General features: G+C 70.5%; 11 protein-coding genes. 2 read left to right on the top strand and 9 right to left on the bottom strand.

Features of this window, described 5'->3' with window-relative positions:
• Positions 1-31: 31 nt before the first annotated feature.
• The 5 genes from OG496_RS45090 to OG496_RS45070 all read right to left on the bottom strand — a co-directional run bounded on the left by OG496_RS45090 (position 32) and on the right by OG496_RS45070 (position 8764).
• On the bottom strand, positions 32-1738 hold the full coding sequence (locus OG496_RS45090) for an MFS transporter (protein ID WP_405974980.1): 1707 nt from the start codon (positions 1736-1738) through the stop codon (positions 32-34).
• Between the two features lie 188 nt (positions 1739-1926).
• Positions 1927-4551, bottom strand: a complete 2625-nt coding sequence (locus OG496_RS45085; protein WP_405974979.1) for a glutaminase domain-containing protein — start codon at positions 4549-4551, stop codon at positions 1927-1929.
• 484 nt (positions 4552-5035) lie between these two features.
• Positions 5036-6397, bottom strand: coding sequence for an aminomethyl transferase family protein (locus tag OG496_RS45080; RefSeq protein ID WP_405974978.1), 1362 nt, complete (start codon positions 6395-6397; stop codon positions 5036-5038).
• Between the two features lie 188 nt (positions 6398-6585).
• The gene (locus OG496_RS45075) at positions 6586-7716 is read right to left on the bottom strand and encodes an MBL fold metallo-hydrolase (RefSeq protein ID WP_405974977.1); all 1131 of its coding nucleotides are present in this window, start codon (positions 7714-7716) and stop codon (positions 6586-6588) included.
• A gap of 136 nt (positions 7717-7852) precedes the next feature.
• Positions 7853-8764, bottom strand: a complete 912-nt coding sequence (locus OG496_RS45070) for a LysR family transcriptional regulator (protein WP_405974976.1) — start codon at positions 8762-8764, stop codon at positions 7853-7855.
• Positions 8765-8958: 194 nt separating this feature from the next.
• Here OG496_RS45070 and OG496_RS45065 point away from each other — a divergent pair, with 194 nt between their 5' ends.
• Both OG496_RS45065 and OG496_RS45060 read left to right on the top strand, forming a co-directional pair.
• Positions 8959-9564 (top strand): TetR/AcrR family transcriptional regulator, encoded by a 606-nt coding sequence (locus OG496_RS45065; protein WP_366493621.1) that lies wholly within the window; start codon positions 8959-8961, stop codon positions 9562-9564.
• A 103-nt stretch (positions 9565-9667) separates the two neighbouring features.
• A complete protein-coding gene (locus OG496_RS45060) occupies positions 9668-10783 on the top strand; it encodes a cobalamin-independent methionine synthase II family protein (RefSeq protein ID WP_405974975.1) in 1116 nt (371 codons plus the stop codon).
• Positions 10784-10871: 88 nt separating this feature from the next.
• On the opposite strand, the gene OG496_RS45055 is transcribed toward OG496_RS45060, so the two are convergent.
• The 4 genes from OG496_RS45055 to OG496_RS45040 form a co-directional block, all read right to left on the bottom strand.
• The gene (locus OG496_RS45055) at positions 10872-11939 is read right to left on the bottom strand and encodes a chorismate-binding protein (protein WP_405974974.1); all 1068 of its coding nucleotides are present in this window, start codon (positions 11937-11939) and stop codon (positions 10872-10874) included.
• A gap of 85 nt (positions 11940-12024) precedes the next feature.
• Positions 12025-12888 (bottom strand): bifunctional 5,10-methylenetetrahydrofolate dehydrogenase/5,10-methenyltetrahydrofolate cyclohydrolase, encoded by an 864-nt coding sequence (locus tag OG496_RS45050; protein WP_405974973.1) that lies wholly within the window; start codon positions 12886-12888, stop codon positions 12025-12027.
• A 197-nt stretch (positions 12889-13085) separates the two neighbouring features.
• Entirely contained in the window at positions 13086-13994 is a 909-nt protein-coding gene (gene purU, locus OG496_RS45045; RefSeq protein ID WP_405974972.1) for a formyltetrahydrofolate deformylase, read from the bottom strand.
• Positions 13991-14863 (bottom strand): methylenetetrahydrofolate reductase, encoded by an 873-nt coding sequence (locus OG496_RS45040; protein ID WP_405974971.1) that lies wholly within the window; start codon positions 14861-14863, stop codon positions 13991-13993. Before OG496_RS45040 ends, purU begins: the two co-directional genes overlap by 4 nt.
• Positions 14864-14980 lie beyond the last annotated feature (117 nt).

Below are 14980 nucleotides of genomic sequence, written 5' to 3'. Positions count from 1 at the left end.
GCCCAAGCCGCGGCGTTGGTGGCTACGTCGGTCAGGCCTCGCTCCCGGCGAGCGCGGCCAGTTCGCGGTCGACGGCCTCCTGGTGGGCCTGGGCGTCCTCGCGGGCCTTCTTCGGGCTCCAGCGGCCGGCCATCACGAACACGAAGGGCAGGAACAGGACTTGCCCGCCCACGCAGATCCACCACCAGGTACGCCACTCCCCGGGACCGTTCTTCACGGCCTTCTGCACCTCCGGCCCGTGCTCCTTGAGCACCTTGAGCTGCGGCTGTGCCTTCTGTACGACGGCCAGGTCGGCGGCGCCGACTTCCTTGACCGCTTGGGCGGCCAGGGCGGGAGGCGTGGTGGTGGGCGTGTACTTGCCCAGCTCGGCGAAGAGTTGGGGGTGGGCGCCGACGATGGCGAGGGCCGGGGCGGCCTGCTTCTGCGCGACCGCCACCTCGGCGCCGTGCTCGACGAGCGGGGTGACGGAGGTGACGAGCACCGGGATGAACGCCGCCGACACGGCGACGACGATCCGTACCGTCCAGCCCCAGACCGCGAGCCCCGCGGCGGTCGCGGCCGGGTTCCGCTTCTCGACCGTCTCGGTGAAGCTCGCCATCCACGGCGCGTAGGCGACGCCGCTGAACACGCCGATCGCGATGAACAGCCAGGCGAAGGTGTAATAACCGGTCGTCGCATGGGTGGCCAGCGAGGCGAAGATGGCCGTCGCCACAATCGCACCGATCCCGCCGACGATCATGAAGGGCTTGCGCACCAGCAGCCGGTCGGAGAGCAGCCCGGCCACGATCAGCGCGAGGGCGTTCGCGGCCCAGTACCAGTTGGCCAGGCCGTTGGTGCGCTGCTCGCTGTAGCCGAAGGTGGTCGAGAAGTAGACGACGAAGTTGCCGACGGCGGCGTAGTACAGGAGCAGGAAGACCGCGATCGCGAAGGCGGAGCCGAGGATGTCCAGGCGCAGCATCTGCCGCCACTCCCCGCGCCGTACGGCCTCCGTGTCGAGTCCCTTGGCGCGGGCCTCCACCAGGGCCCGGTCGCGCAGGCTCACCATGATCTGGTCGCGCAGCCCCGGCGACAGCTCGCGCAGGGCGAACAGGGTGACGACGAAGACGACCAGCCCGGCCGCCCCGGAGTAGCGCAGCTCGTCCTGCCAGCTGGCCGTGTCGAGCGTGCTGCTGGTCACCGACGTGACGACCAGGCTGCCGATGACCGGGCCCATCGTCCAGTAGCCCATCGCGGTGGCCCGGCCGAGCTGCGGTGAGAAGTCGCGTATCAGCGCCGGGGTCGCGACCAGCACGATGCCCTCGATGAAGCTGACGACCGCGAACAGCACCAAGTAGGTCGTCTTGTCACCGGCGTTGGGCAGTCCGAAGAAGACCAGCAGCGCGGCGACGAGGAGACCGTAGACCACGAGGTTCGCGCGCCCCCACCGGTCCGCGAGGCCGGCCACGAGCGAGGCGAAGGCCCCGACCGCGTTGCCGATGACCGAGACCCACACGAAGTAGCGGTAGGTCATGTCGAAGTGCGTGATGATCGACGTCGCCACCGCGTACTGGATGTAGAGCATGTAGTAGAGCACGACGGTCGTGACCACCACGATCGCCAGATACGACATGCGCCGCCCGGTGGCCGGATACGCCGGCAGGTCACGGCGGTACAGCCGGGCGAGCGAGCCGTGAGCACCGGCGCCGGGCGCGTCGGCACCGGGGCCTCGTGTGTCGAATGGTGCGGAGGCGGAGGGCATACGGCTCCCTTTGGAACGGCCGGGGACAGAGGGGGCGGCGGGAGGTGGGGGCTCCTTCCGTTCGAGCGGAGGTTAGTACCGACTAGTCGGTACGACTAGATGTGCGACAGGACTTCGCGCGCGGGGTGGTCCGGACGGGACACTCCGCGCGCCGCGCGTCCATGGAGGTCGGCTGCCTCGCGGGTGGATCAGACGAGCCGCCAGAGGTGGTCGGAGGTGCCGTTGTCGTTCCACTGGGTCACCTGGGCGCCGTTGGCCTGGGAGGCTCCGTCGACGGCCATGAGCTTGCCGCTGCGCACGTTGACGATCTTCGTCCAGCCGTCGCCGTTGTCGACGAGGCGCCAGAGGTGGTCCTGGGTGCCGTTGTCGTTGTACTGCTGGACGTGGGCGCCGTCGTCGAGGCTCTGGTTGTGGACGGCGAGCAGTTTGCCGCTGTTGCGGTTGTAGATCCTGACGGTGCCGTCGCCGTTGTCCACCACGGTCCACAGGTGGTCGGCGGTGCCGTTGTCCTCGTACTGGGTGACCTCGGCGCTGTCGGCCAGGGACATGCCGCTGACGGCGAGCAGCTTGCCGGAGTTCTTGTTCTGGATACGTTTCCAGGCGACGGAGTCGGCCGCCGGGGCGTTCATCAGGGCGAGGACGCCGCCGATCACGGGCCGGTCGGCGAAGCCCCGTTGGGCGCCGCTGGCGACGACGTACCAGTCGGTGAAGGGCACCCGGGACGGCGTGGCGTTGGCGAAGCCGTAGACACCGTTGATCAGCATGGCGCGGGTGTCGGCGTGGTCGGCGAGCCAGGCCGCGGTCCACACCTCCCAGTCGGTCTTGGTGTAGTCGTTGCGCGGGTCCAGCACCACGCCGTAGGTACCCGCCTTGGACAGGTACCAGGCAGCCTCCTGCGCGGCCACCCCGGTCGGCACCAGGTCCACGCCCAGCAGGCGGTCGGCGTAGCCGTTGTACTTCAGGCTCCAGGTGCCGTCCTGGTCGTAGGCGAGCTTCAGGTGCGTGCCCGAGGAGTCCTGGGCCAGGGTGACCCACCGGCTGATGTAGCCCCGGGCCACCGTCAAGTAGTGCGCCGCGTCGGAGGAGTTGGACGCCGCCCTGGCCAGCACGCTCATCGCGCCGATGCCGATGATGCCCTTGAGCGCGAGGTTGGCGCTGTGCGCGATCCAGCCGGTGAAGTCGTCGGTCTGGTTCTGGTTCTCCGGGTCGAGGGCGTTGGCCACCAGGTACTCGGCCCACTGGCGGAGGATCGCGTAGTGCGAGGTCGCGAAGGAGGCTGAGTCGGCCGCCGGAAGGCGCTGGGCCACGGCCGCCGCCATGATCAGCATGTTGGCGGACTCCTCGATCGGCATGGCCTCCTCGTTGCCGTCCAGGTGCCCGGTCGCGTTCGGGTAGCTGGAGCCGAGGTCGTGCTCGGCGTACACCTTGGGCCAGCCGGCCTGCTCCGCGTAGAAGAAGTGTGGTTCGAGCAGCAGCCGCAGATACGCGGGCGAGAGGTGCAGGTAGGCGGGGGACGCCGGGTAAATCACGTCCACGGTCGAGAAGTTGCCGTTGGAGGAGATCTCCTTGAGCATCGCCCACGGCGAGCCGTTCCGGTCGACGAGTTCCGTCCCGGCCACGGCCTGACGCACCGCCAGGGCGCAGACGGCCGCGTAGTGTTCACCGGTTTGACCGCCGCCCGCGGCGCTCGCGGCGTCGTCGTGGATCGCCTTGTCGAAGACTACGGCCGCGGTCAGGGCGGCGGCGCGGTCGCCGTTGAACCAGTCGAGCATGGCGGTCCACGAGCTCCAGTAGTGCGTCCACCACGGGTTCAGGTTCGTGCCGAGATAGCTCACCGCCGGGGTGCGCACATGGCCGACGACGACCTGGAACACCGCCGAGGGGGCCGCCGCGGTGACGGTGCCCAGGTTCTGGTTGAGGCCCAGTACGGGCCAGCGGTCGTTGATCGCGCGGGGCTGGGCGGTGTCGGAGGTGCCGGCCAGCGTCCCGTTCGCGGCCGACGCAGCCCGTACGACGGTGTCCTGGCCGATCTGCCAGGTCAGCCCGCTCGCGGTGGGGGCGGCCAGCACCAGCGAACCCCACGACGCCTGGTCGTTGTTCTCGGCCAGTACTCCCGGGGAGGCCGGCTGACAGGTCAGGGCGGTCATGCTGCCGGTCGCCTGCTTGGCCCAGGTGACCTGGGTGGAACTGTCGCCGTGCACCCACTCGGCGGAGGCGTCCACGTGCACGTCGACGGTGTGGCTCGCCCCGTCGCCGCTCGCGGCCTGCACGCTGACGTAGCTCAGCGGCACGCACTGACGCTGCAGGTTGCCGAGGTCCACGGGCGAGAAGAAGGTGACCGTCAGCGTCACGCCACCCCCGGTGAGCGTGAAGATCGACCGGGTGGCCGTGAGCTGCAACGACGTCTGCGTCATCGCGCTGAGCGCCGGACCGCCGGGCAGCGCCGGGGCGCCGAGGAACACGTACGGCGTGCCGTCGATCCGGGCGATACCGGCCAGCGCGGTGATCCGCCCGTTCCAGAAGGTGGGCCAGGTACCGGCCAGGTTGTCCCCGGCGAGCCAGGTGGTCAGATACGGGGACCGCACGGCGAGGGGGGTGGCGGGCGGGCGCAGCGGGCTGAACGTCGAGGCCGCGACATCGGCCGCCGCGGTGGCGGTGGCGGCAGTGGCGGCATGGGCGGGCGAACCGGCGATGCCGAGGCCGCCCAGGGCACCTGCGGCGGCCACTCCTCCCCAGCGCAGCAGGTCGCGTCTGGTCAGCGGTGACAGTCCGGTGGTGAGGGGAGGGCGGTCGTCGTCTTCGGAGTGGGGCATGGGGGGCTCCTTCGATGGGCAACGAGAGTCCGACATCGTTGTCAGCAGGCCTTGCTGACGGGGTGTCAGCTGGCGGGGCGTCACGGAGAACACGTGCTTCGTGCCGACAGAACCGGGCGCGGCGGACGGCCCGGTGCGCGAGCCGGGGCGGGCCGCCGCATGGGCGGGTGCTGCGCCAACTGCCTTTCCAGCGACGGAAAGCGCGGTACGGAAGGGCGGTACGGAAGGGCTGTGTCGATGGATGACAGCACCGCGAGGGGCGAGTGTCCAGCCCTCGCGCAACACCCGCCCCTCACAACGGAGTTCAGGATGTGAAGCGATGTGACGTGTCGCAAGGCGGTCCGGTCAGGGATACGAGGTCACCACGGACGGCACCGCGTCCGTCCCCGAGGCCGGCGGGCCCCTCCCGCCGCACGGCGGTGACTTGATCGGCCCGTGCGGGCGAGGGAGAGGGCGGTGGAGATCCTGGAGCGAGGTGAAGCGGTCACAGTGCGGTGACGTCGGTGCGCCGGTTGTCCGGCTTGAACGGCAGCGTGGTGACCGTCGCCCGGATCTCCCGCTGCGGGGTGCCCGGCCGACCCCACAGGACGGCGACCTCCGCGCCGGGTGCGGTGTGTGCGGGGTCGAGTACGCACAGGGAGATCATCGCCCGCAGGGTCGGGCTCACGGTGCGGCCCGTGGCCACGCCCACCGGGTCGCCCGACACCAGCACCTGGTCGAAGTGGGGACCGCGACCACGGGGCATCTCCATCTGGTCGGGCAGCTCGGCCTCGCTCAGGAGTGAGGTGAGGACGCCGGCGACGTCCTGCTCGTTCCAGCGCAGACCGGCCAACTGCCGTGCGGGAACGTCACTTTCGGCGTCCCGGACGAGTGCGTCCCGGCCGATGAAGTCGCGGTCGGGGACACCCTTGCGGAACCCCCAGCCGAGTTCGCCCGGCTTGCGGAAGTAGTCGGTCACCCCGCCCGCCGGGACGAAACTGCCGCTGGGCGTGCCCTTGCGGAACTGCCTCGGCGCACCCGGCGTGAGGATCGACGCCGGCAGATAGTCCAGGCCGTTGGTCGCGATCCCGGCCTCGATGTGCTGAACAGGCTGGGCGCGGAAGCCGAGTTGACGGATGCCGACGTCCTGGCCGCTCGCCACGACCGCCGCCCAGATCCCGTTGGCGTGCTCGGCCGGCCCGTGCAGCTCGTACCCGAGCTCACCCGAGATCCCGGTGCGCAGGACCCGTACCGGGACCCCGTCGACCTGTGACATCCGGCTGCGGCTGAAGCCGATGTCGCGGAGACCGTCCCCCGTCAGCTTCTCCAGCGTGGCCAGGGACGCCGGTCCCTGCACCCCGAAGATGAACCGGTCGGGGCTGATGTCGGTCGCCGCCGCGTCCCAACCGCCCTGGCCCAGCTGCCACAGCAGCCAGTCGCAACTGCCCGCGGTGTAGACGAACTCCTCGGGGCCGAGCCGGCACAGCACGCCCTCGGAGGCGATCCAGCCGTTGTCGTCGAGCTGCACATGGTGCTTGATCTGCCCGGTCTCGAAGCGGGACAGGTCCCGCATCCCCAGCCTGCTGAGAAACGCGAGCGCCTGCGGGCCGTGCACCTTGATCTTGTGCAGCGAGGTCCAGTCACCGAGGTAGCACGAGCCGACATGGGCGGCGCTCTCCTCGACCCAGTCCGCATACTCCTCGGGGAGCAGGATCTGCGCGAAGCGGCCGTAGGTGCCCCGGGAGTTGCCCTCGTCCTGGGCCGCGGCGGCCGGGCTGAACATCGCCGGCCGCTCGGTGACGAACGGTGCGTCGTTCAGCCGGAGGACCGCTTCGTAAGTACTGCGCTGTTGTGAGAGAAGGTCCATTTCACTCTCCGTCGAGTGGCCGTCGTCCAGGGTGCCGTCCGGAGCGACACCCCGGTGCTAGATCGATTAAGTCGGACGGTAACAGGCGCTCCGGGGCGAGGCGAGAGCCGTGACGCACCGGTGATCGGTCGCACGATGCAAGCAATGCGGAACTTCTGCGCGCGGCCGGACGCGCGGTGCCGGACCGGTCAGGACCGGCGGGGCCCGCGCCGTCGTACCGGCAGACGCAGCAGGTCCGCGCCCAGCACCATCGATCCGCCGAAGTCGGCCCGCCGTGCGCTGTCGCGGAGCAGGCGGCGCCAGGTCGCGTCGGAGACCGCGGTCTGCTGGCCCGGGCCGAGGTGGGTCGCGACCAGCGTTCCCGCGTCCGACTCGGCCGCGATCCGGCCGAGTTGGGCCACGTCCGTGTGGGTCGAGGTGATGTGGTCGATCAGCGCCTGGGGCAGGCCGAGACTCGCGAGGCCCGCCGGGTACAGGGCCTCATGGACCAGGACGTCCGCGTGCGCCGCGAGCCTGATGATGTTCGGGGTCGGTGCGGTGTCGCCGGAGAAGACGACGCTGCCGTGGTCGGTGTCGAAGCGGTACGCGTAGGCGGGGAACACCGCGCCGTGCGGGACCAGGACGGCGGTGACCTTCACGTCGTCGTTCTCCATGACGGTGAACGGCGCCATGACCGGCGCGGAGTCCGTCGCCGAGGCGCCGGCACCGGACGGCGGCAGTACGTCGTGGACGTACAGCAGGGTCGCCGGGTCGATGCCGGCGTGCTCGGTCATGAAGAAGGTCGGCGACGCCGCGTACGCCTGACCCGCCAGCTTGGTCATCTCGACGGTGCCCGGCACGATCCCGGCAGCCCCGGCGACGGTCGACGCGATACCGGCGGAGCCGGGGCCGTAGACCTCGATCGGGTTCTGGAAGCCCTGCGCGCCCGAGGCGCCCGCCGACAGCAGCGGGAAGGAGTAGTAGTCGACGATGTGGTCCGCGTGCAGGTGGGTCAGGAAGATCCCGGCCAGCGACGGCATCGACAGACCGGCGCGCAGATACTGGGTCACCGCTCCTCGTCCGCAGTCGACGACATACGTTCTGCCGTTCACCGTCAGCGCCGACGAGATGCCGTATCGGGTGGCCAGGGGCGGCGGCCCGCCGTTGGTGCCGAGCAGCGTCACGGACAGGCCCGTTCCGGAGGGCGCGGATCCGGTGTTCGTCGCCGCGGCGGCGGGCTCTGCGCCGAGCAGTGGTACGGCGACGGCGGCAGCGGCGGAAGCCGCCATCGCGCCCAGCATCGTCCGGCGGGACGTCGGTTCACCCAGGGGTTCGCACATGAAGAGACAGCTCCTTCGCGGCTCGATTCGCGTTGCCACAGTGGCCACACCGAGCACGGCTGTCCATCAGTCGGTACGAAATATGAGGTCCCATGACGAACTGTAAGATTTCGCACGGCGCATGTGTCGGCGGATGTCAACGGCCGATCGTGGGAATCGGGTTCTCCGCGAACCACTGGGCGAGGAAGTCCAGGAAGACCGTGATCTTGCGCTGGGTACCCGGCCCGGGCCCGTGGATCGCGTACAGCGGCCGGTCGGGTGCCGCCAGGTGGGGCAGCTGGACCTGGAGGGCACCGGACACGAGATCGTCGTAGGCGGACCGCTGGGGCAGCAGGGCGATGCCGCGCCCGTGGACGGCCGCCTTCTGCAGGGCGATGTAGGAGTTGGACGAGAAGGCCACGTTGCGAATCTTGTGCAGCGTGGAGGTGGGGCCGTGCCCGATGCGCCAGACCGGGTCGTTGACGTGCACCAGGCAGTCGTGGGCGGCCAGGTCGTTGGGGTGTGTCAGGGGTCCGTGTTCGTCGATGTACGTCTTCGACGCGCACAGGACGAAGGGCAGCGAGGCGATCTTCTTCAGCCGGACGTTGGAGTCCCTGAGGTCCCGGGTGTGGAACGCCAGGTCGAAACCGCCGTCGAGGAAGTCGTACGTCCGGTCGGACACGCCTCCCAGCTCGAACCGGATCTGGATCTTCGGGTGCGCGGCGGAGAACGCGGCGATGGCGTCCCCGAGGTCCAGGCTCCCGATCCACTTCGGGCAGATGATGCTGAGCACGCCCTCCGCCCGGTCGTGCAGATCCGCGATGCTGGAGTCCTCGGCGTCGATCTCCTTCACGATGCGGGAGGCGAACTCGGCGTACCGCAGGCCCGGTTCGGTCAGGCTCACCGAGCGGGCCGTGCGGTTGACCAGCCGGACGCCGACCTGCCGCTCCAACTCGGCGACATGCCGCGACACCAGTGATCCCGACGACCCCAGCGCCTTGGCGGCGCCGCTGAAACTGCCGAGGTCGGCGACGATGACGAAACAACGCATGAGAAGCAGACGGTCCATTGCGGTCCTCCGGTCGTCCACGGCACCGGTGTCCCTCCGGGCCACGTCGAACATGGGGCGATGCGGTTGGGCGGAGCCGTCGCGCACACCTACCGTCACTATATCGATCTAGTAGAGGTGTCAACCCGATCGGTACCTTCGTGGAACCGACCGAGGTCCGCAGCGGGCGGGCACCTAACATGGCCGGTGTGAGGATGACAGCGACTGACCGGCGACAACTCATCACGCGGGCTGCGGGTGAGCTGTTCATCGCGCGCGGCTACGCCGGTGTCTCCATGGAGGACGTCCTGACGGCGGTGGGCGGCTCCAAGGCGACCCTCTACCGCTATTTCACCGACAAGAGCGCCCTGTTCCGCGCATCCGTGGAGGCGCTGTGCGACGAGTGGTCCCAGCCGCTGCACACGTTCACGCCGGGCAGCGCGAACCTCACCGAAACCCTGGTCGCGCTCGGTGAGCACTTCGCCGGTGTGGTCCTCACTCCCGAGGCGATCGCCCTGCACCGCCTGGTCACCTCCGAGGCCGTGCGCATTCCCGGGCTCGGGGAGGTCTTCGCGGAGCACGGGCCGAACGCGGGTCACGCGGTGCTCGGGCGCTGTCTCCAACAGGCCCACGACGACGGCTTGATCAAGGTCGAGGATCCGGTGCGGGCGGCGGAACAGCTCTACCAGGCCATGCTCGGCCACGCCCAGATGCGGCTGCTGACGGATGCGCCGGTCAAGCTGACCGACGCCGAGATCCATACGTCCATCAAGGAGGCGGTACGGGTCTTCCTGCACGGCGTCTCCGTCGACCCGGCCTGACCTTTCCCGGCGGAGCCCGCCGTACCCGGCACGCGCCTTGCCCTCGAAGAGTACTGGACCGTACCGTACAGTCGCCCGAGTGTCAGGCGTGAAGGGACGGCCGATGCCGACGACGACGATCCGAGCCGAACATGTGGGAAGCCTGCTGCGCCCCGAGGAGCTGCTGGCGGCGCGCGCCGCACACCGGCGCGGCGCGCTCGCGGACGAGCGGCTCGCGGAGCTGGAGGACCAGGCGGCGGCAGCCGCGGTGAAGCTGCAGCAGGACGCCGGGATACAGGTCTTCACCGACGGCGAGGTGCGCCGGGACGACTTCATGGCCTCGGTGGTGGAGACGGTCGGCGGGCTGGCACCCGCCGAGGAGTCCTCGGCCCGTCCACGCTGGATCCGCGACAGCGACGGCGCCGAACTCGAAGGCGACGTCGCGTCGGTGGCCATCACGGAACCCCTGTACCGGCGGACGCCGCTGTCCCTCGCCGAGGCCCGGTGGCTGTCCGGGAACGCGCCGGGGCCGTACAAGATCACCATGGCCAGTCCGACGATGGTGGCGGGTTTCTGGCGGCCGGGGATCTCGGACGGCGTCTACCCGACCCGGCAGGAGGCGGTGGCGGCGCTGGCCGACATCCACCGGCAGGACATCGCCGACCTGATCGACACCGGCGTCTCCTGGTTGCAGCTCGACTCGCTGGCCTACTGGGCCAACATCGATCCCGAGGCCGCCCGGATGCGCCGGGTGACGGACCTGGAGGGGCATCTCTCCCATATCGTCGACACGGACAACGGCCTGATCCGGTCCGCCCGTTCGCGGCGCCCCGGTATGACCGTGGCCATGCACTTCTGCCGGGGCAACATGCGCAGCGCCTGGTCCGCCCGGGGCGGCTACGAGCCCATCGCGGAGCGGGTGTTCGGCGAGGTCGAGGTCGACCGCTTCCTGCTGGAGTACGACACGGAGCGTTCCGGCGGCTTCGAGCCGCTGCGGTTCGTGCCGCCCGGCAAGACTGCGGTCCTGGGGCTGGTGTCGTCGAAGGTGGCGGAGCTGGAGTCGGTCGACACGCTGCGCCGGCGCATCGACGAGGCCTCGCAGTATCTGCCGCTGGAGCAGCTCGCCCTCAGTCCGCAGTGCGGGTTCGCCTCGACGAGCCAGGGCAACCTGCTGACCGTCGACGACCAGCGCCGCAAGCTGGAACTCGTCGCCGAGACGGCACGTCTGGTCTGGGGCTGACGGCGGAACGACATGTCCAGCGCGAGGCTGACCACTCAACTACCGCCACCCGGTGGGCCGTTGACACGGCGCCACACCGGCCGGGTCCTCACCCGCCGTCGAGGACGGCGAGCCTCCGGCGCGGCTCCGCGTCGGCCGGCACACCGTTGGACGCGATGGTCAGCAGCCGCTCCGCCTTCAACTCGGTTTCCTGCCACTCCCGTTCGGGGTCCGAGCCCCAGGTGATGCCGGCTCCGGCGCCGAAGTTGAGGCGCTGCCGGGCCCGGTCGATCCAGAACGTGCGGATGCCCACGGCCAGTTCGCCGGTGCCGCGATCGGCGTCGACCCAGCCGATGCCGCCGCAGTACGGCCCGCGTGGTGCGGTCTCCAGGGCGGCGATGATGCCGAGGGCGCTCTCCTTCGGGGCGCCCGTGACGGATCCCGGCGGGAAGGTCGCGGCCAGCAGTTCGGGCCACCCCGTTCCGTCCCGCAGCTCGCCCCTCACCTTGGAGACCAGGTGGACGAGTCCGGGATGGTGTTCCACCGCGCACAGTTCCGGCACGGTGACGCTGCCGGTGGCGCACACCCGGCCGAGGTCGTTGCGGACCAGGTCGACGATCATCACGTTCTCGGCGTGGTCCTTCTCCAGGAGATCCACCTCGGTGCGCCCGGTGCCCTTGATGGGGCCGGACTCGATCTCCCGCCCGTCGCGACGCAGGAAGAGCTCCGGGGAGGCTGTGGCCACCTCAACTCCGAGGCCAGGCAGCCTGATCAGACCGGCGTACGGCGCCCGGTGGCGCGCGGCCAACCGGTCGGCCAGGGCTTCGATGTCGGCGTCGGCCGCGACGGGCGCCGACAGCACGCGGCAGAGGTTGGCCTGGTACACCTCGCCGCGTGCGATGTGCTCGCGGATCCGCCGTACGCCCGCCGTGTACGCAGCGCGGTCCAGCGAAGTCGTCCACAGCCCGGGCGCGGGACCGTTCCAACGGGCAGCTCGGACGGGGCGCTGCGCGGCGGGCCGTACGTCGCGGAAGCGGGCACAGGTCAGGCGTCCTTCGAAGTCGGCGACGACGGCCCAGAAGCCCGCGGAGTCGAGCGCGGCGGGGTCATGCGTGACGTCGGCCAGTCCGGTCGCCACCCGGCCGCCGAGCCGGACCAGCGAGGGGAGTTCCATCATGTCCGGCACCTTTCCCGAGCGCGGAGACGGACCGCGCGAGCCCTCGTCGCCCGGCACGGCGCCGGGCATGAGATGCCCAACTCGCCTATGCGGGCACGGTCTTGGGCACGGCGTTCCACTCGGCCGCCCGGAGGGTGTTGACCATCAGCATGGCGATGGTCATCGGGCCGACCCCACCCGGTACGGGCGTGATGCGGCTGGCGATGCCGTCGAGTTCGGCGGCGCGGACGTCGCCGGTCAGGCCGTCGGGGGTGCGGTGGATGCCGACGTCGATGACGGTGGCGCCGGGCCTGACGTGTTCGGGGCCGATGAGCCCCCGTACGCCGGTGGCGACGACGACGATGTCGGCGGGGCGGGTGACGGCGGCGAGGTCGGCGGTGAACTCGTGGGCGACCGTGACGGTGGCGCCGCGCCGCAGCAGCAACTGGGCCAGGGGGCGGCCGACGAGTTCGCCCCAGCCGACGACGGCGACGCACGCACCCTTGATCTCGATGCCCTCCGCGTCGAGGAGTTCGACGACCCCGCTCGGAGTGCAGGGGCGCAACCCCCGTTCCCCGCGCGCCAGTCGGCCGACGCTGGCCGTGGTCAGACCGTCGACGTCCTTGGCGGCGGGGATCCGGTCGATCAGGGCCGCGGCGTCGAGCCGGGCGGGCAGGGGCAGTTGGAGGAGGATACCGGAGACGTCCGGGTCGGCCGCCAACTCGTCGATGACCGCGGCGACTTCGTCCCCGGAAGCGTGCCGGGAGAGGTGCCGGTGGAAGTCGCGCATACCGGCCTCGCGGATGGCGCGCCGTTTGGCCGCGACGTAGACGGCGCTGGCCGGGTCGTCGCCGACCAGGACGGTCGCCAGTCCGGGCACCCGTCCGCGGGCCGCGGCCTCGGCGACCCGTTCGGCGACCCGGGCCCGGATGTCGCGGGCGATCCGGGCCCCGTCGATGGTGGTTGTCATGATGGCGAACCGCTTTCTGCTGGTGAACACTTCACCCGGTGAAGAGGGCTGCCTGCCGAGGTCGCGGCGGGCCGACCGCGGATGTACGGCACCGGGACCGCGCGTCGGACGCGGGGGCCTGCCGTGTCCACCGGCCCGGCACCCTGGGGCGCGACACAACCACCGTTCCCCGCACGGGCGTTGGGCCGACACGTGGTTCAGGCGAAGACGATGGTGTGCTTGCCGTTGCGGATGACGCGGTCCTCGGCGTGCCACAGCACCGCGCGGGAGAGGACCGCGCGTTCCACGTCGGCGCCGCGTCGGGTGAGGTCACCGGCGGTGTGGGCGTGGCTGACGCGCACCACGTCCTGCTCGATGATCGGGCCCTCGTCGAGGTCCTCGGTGACGTAGTGGGCGGTGGCACCGACCAGCTTCACACCGCGCTCCCTGGCCTTGGCGTACGGGCCGGCGCCGATGAAGGCGGGCAGGAAGGAGTGGTGGATGTTGATGATCGGCACGCCGACCCGCTCGATGAAGTCGCCGGAGAGGATCTGCATGTAGCGGGCGAGGACGACGAAGTCGACGTTGTCCTTGAGCAGCCGCAGGTGTTCGGCCTCGGCGGCCGACTTGTCAGCTCCCATGGACGGGACGTGGAAGAAGGGGATGGCGAACGACCGTACCTCCTCCGCCGTGTCGGGGTGATTGGAGATCACCATGGCGATGCTGACGGGGAGTTGGCCCTGGCGGTGGCGCCAGAGCAGGTCGAGCAGGCAGTGGTCGGACTTGGAGGCGAAGACCGCCACCCGCTTCGGCACGGACAGGTCGCGCAGCGTGTAGGAGAGGCCGTACGGCTTCACCAGCTCCTTGTCGAAGTCGGCGCGCAGACCGGGCAGTTCGGCCCGCAGGCCGTCCAGTCCGAAGACGGTGCGCTGGAAGAAGGCGCCGCCCTGCGGGTTGTCGGAGTACTGGTCGAGGGAGACGATGTTGGCGCCGTGCCGGCCGAGGACCGAGGTCACGGCCGCGACGATGCCGGTGGCGTCGGCGCCCTGGACGATCAGCGACGCCTGGTGCCCCGCTCCCCCGGTCTTCTTGGCGGTGCCGGTGGGCGCGGCCTGCGTGACGGTCATACGAGGTTGTCCTTCCTGAACTGTGCGATCCACTCGGACGTGGCCCGCAGGCCGCCGAAGGTGTAGAAGTGGATCTTTATGTCTCCGTGGCGGGCCGCGTCGTGGCCGTCGGCGAGCGCGCGCAGGAACTTGTCGGGGCCCGCGGTGCCCATCAGGTTGGTGATGGACAGGCCGTACTTCTTGGCGATGGAGGCGCTGGTGCCGACGCCGAACCGGGTGGCGTACGACATCAGGCGCCGCACACCGGCCGGGCCGGGGACGCCGATCCGGACGGGAAGCGTGATGCCCTCCGCACGGACCTTCTCCAGCCAGGCCAGGACGGGATCCACGTCGAAGCCGAACTGGGTGATGACGCTGCCGTCGAGTTCCTGCTCTGCGATGGACGCGCTCTTGTCGCGCAGCGCGGACCACAGCGCGTCCCCGGCGATGTCCGGGTGGCCCTCGGGGTAGCCGCTGATGCTGACGTGCCGGACGCCGTACTCCCGTAGCAGTCCCGTCTCGATGAGCGCGAGCGAGTCCTCGTAGGGGCCCTCGGGGTGGGCGGGGTCGCCACCGACGGTGAAGACGTCGGCGCCGGTGCCGTCGGCCCGCAGGGCGGCGAGGAACTCCTCGAACTCGGCCCGCGAGCCGAGACGGCGGGCGGAGATGTGCGGCACCGGCACGAAGCCGAGGCGCTTCACCGCCCGGGAGGCCTCCAGGCGCATGGCGAGGTTCTCGTTGCCGAGGAAGGTGACGTTGATCCGGGTGCCCTGCGGGATGGAGTCCCGGGCCTCCTCCAGCTTCGGAACGTCCTTGCCTGTCATCTCCAGGGAGAAGTCCTCCAGCAGCGATGTGCTCACCGCCGCCGAGGCCGTGCTGAGGGGGTTCATCGTGCTCCTTGTCGATAAGGGAGGGCGGGCCGCGGGGCGCGTGGGCCGACCCGTCGGTGGGGTGGGGCTCTCGGCCCGGAGAAGGGGGAAACGGGCAGGACGGTGAACGGCCCGACG

It is taken from the genome of Streptomyces sp. NBC_00988 (genome assembly GCF_045162645.1).
Classification (GTDB): Bacteria; Actinomycetota; Actinomycetes; order Streptomycetales; family Streptomycetaceae; genus Streptomyces.
Note: the sequence above shows the minus strand (reverse complement) of the source record. Positions and strands in the feature narration are given on the sequence as shown.